We start from the raw sequence: 2,471 nt of genomic DNA, 5'->3' as shown, positions 1-2,471 counted from the left end.
TGTCAATGAGCGTTCAAAACTGACCCGGTTTCAGCGTTTGATTTTGACCCGTCGTTCAGAGGGCAAAGCCCCCAGACGGGCCGCCCTCATATAGCGAGTCCGTCTGGGGGCTTTGCTTGCGGTGCGCTTATTTTTCTCTGCGGCTTTTGCTCTGCGCGAAGCGGTATGACGTGTTGCCGGTCTCGATGATGGCACAGTGGTGCGTGACGCGATCCAGCAGCGCGGTTGTCATCTTGGCGTCGCCGAAGACAGCGACCCATTCTCCGAACTCCAGGTTGGTGGTGATGATGACGCTGGTTTTCTCGTAGAGCTTGCTGATCAGGTGGAACAGCAGTGCGCCACCGGATTTCGGGAACGGGATATAGCCCAGCTCGTCGATGATGACGCAATCCAGGGCCGACAGTTGCCGGATGATTTTCCCAGTATTGCCATCGGCCTGTTCCTTGATCAGGGCATTGATCAGATCGACCGCGTTGAAGAAGCGGGCTTTCTTGCCGTTGTTGATCAAGGCGGTTCCAAGCGCGATGGCGATATGGGTTTTGCCCGTCCCGGTTCCGCCCACCAGGATGAGGTTGTGCGCCTCTTCGGTGAACTGACCCGAGCAGAAGGGCTCAATCTGGGCCTTGGTGACGGCTGCTGCGCCGTAATCGAAGGTGGCAAAGTCCTTGTGATGCGGGAACTTCGCGATGCGCATTTGATACTGGATGGAGCGCACCCGGCGCTCTACAGTTTCCGCGTTGATCAGTTGCTTTATCGCAGTTGTCAGACTTGGCGGCTTGCGCGCGGACAGCAAATCATGTGCGCAAGCTGCCATTCCATGCAGCCTCAGGGCGGTCAGTTGGTCGATGAGGGCGTTCATGCGGCGGCCTCCTCGGCGGAGCACAGTGCCTCATAGCGCTTGCAATCGGCTTCCGGGCGCATGGTCAGCTGCGGATAGATGTAGGGTTCGCCCAAGGGGGTGATGACTGGCTCGACCAGCTGGTTGATCAGATTGACGATGGCCGGCAGACGCAGGGTGTTTTGCTCTACCGCCAGATCACAGGCAATCTCGACGACCTCGACCCCGTGGTCCTGGGCCAGCAAAAGCAGGTCGACAAACTCCCGATCCCCACCTTTGCCGGTCATGTAATGCTCCCTGATCCGATGCATGGCATCGGGCAGTTGCCAGTCCACGAAGGGTGCCCCGTTGCGCAAGGCGCCGGGTTTGCGGTCCAGTAGAGGAACGTAATGCCACGGTTCAAAGTAGCTGACGTTGCGGGTGAAGCGGCGCTTGTGCTCGGCAATGACATCTCGGCCTGACACCAGCACGATCCGGCTCGCATAGGCGCGCAGGGAGACATGCTGGCCGGCAAACCGGGAAGGCACGCTGTAGCGGTTGCTGGCATATTGAACCAGACAGGTGGAGCGGACCCGCACCGTCTTCTCCACGTAGCCGTCAAAAGCTCGCCCCAGGGGGCGCAGCTCGGCACGCTCATCTTCAAAAACCTCTGCAATCGTGCGGGGCGAATGTTCAGGATGGGCACGATTTGCCAGGTCCTCGCAGCGCAGACGCAACCAGCCATTCAGCCCATCCAGATCATCGAAGGCTGGCATGGGAACAAACAAGCGGCCTCGTAAGAACTGGACCTGGTTCTCCACCTGACCCTTCTCCCAACCCGACGCGGGCGTGCAGGCCACCGGCTCTATGACATAGTGGTTCATCAACGCCAGGAACCGCGGATGGAACACCCGGTCCTTCGAGCGAGAGACATAGGTCACCATCGTTTTGGGATTGTCGATGATCACTCGTCGCGGAACCCCGCCATAGAAGGACAGCGCCCGCACAAAGGCATCCAACACCATCTCTTGGCTCTCGCCGGGATAGGCGATGACAAAAGGCTTGCGACTATGGCACAGGCGGAAGTGGGCAACCTTCACCTTCTGCTCGACACCACCGAGAACAACGCGCTCTTCGCTCCAGTCAAACTGGAGCGCATCGCCCGCAGCAAAATGCAGGGGGATAAACGCCTCTCCCGATCCGGCGTCGGCACGTTTGAGGTCTCGGATAAATCGCTGAACCGGCGAATAGGACCCAGTATACCCTTCCGAGACGAGCTGTTCGTAAAGCTTCGTGGCCGTCCGCCGCTCCCGGCGCGGGCGCTTTTGATCCTGCTCGAACAGTTCCTGAAGTCGCGCGTCAAATCCATCGCACAGCTTATGCCGGGCCGGCGGCGCTTGCCGCTGATAGCTCGGCGGACTGTCGTCCTTCAGATACTTCTTCACCGTGTTCCGCGACAAACCGGTTGCCCGCGCCACAGATCGGATGCTGCGACCCTCAACCAATATCCAACGACGGATCTTCGATACACTTTCCATCAATATCACCTGCTCATTCCTCCGCGCTATCCAGCGCGGATTCTAACGTGGCAGGTGGGTCAATTTTACTCGCTCATAACCCACCCAAGTGGGTCAATTTCGCATGCCGATTCACA

The 2,471-nt window shown here is 58.9% G+C and carries 2 protein-coding genes; both read right to left on the bottom strand.

Annotated features, from left to right (window positions below; genetic code table 11):
• Positions 1-127: 127 nt before the first annotated feature.
• Positions 128-859 (bottom strand): IS21-like element helper ATPase IstB, encoded by a 732-nt coding sequence (gene istB / locus E1B25_RS21920; protein ID WP_132831679.1) that lies wholly within the window; start codon positions 857-859, stop codon positions 128-130.
• Positions 856-2,355 carry an IS21 family transposase gene (gene istA, locus E1B25_RS21915; RefSeq protein ID WP_132831680.1) on the bottom strand — a complete coding sequence of 500 codons (1,500 nt, stop codon included), beginning with the start codon at positions 2,353-2,355 and terminating at the stop codon, positions 856-858. Before istA ends, istB begins: the two co-directional genes overlap by 4 nt.
• Between the last annotated feature and the right edge of the window lie 116 nt (positions 2,356-2,471).

The sequence above is a fragment of the Antarcticimicrobium sediminis genome (assembly GCF_004348975.1).
Taxonomy (GTDB): domain Bacteria; phylum Pseudomonadota; class Alphaproteobacteria; order Rhodobacterales; family Rhodobacteraceae; genus Antarcticimicrobium; species Antarcticimicrobium sediminis.
This window is presented reverse-complemented; position numbering and strand designations above follow the sequence as displayed.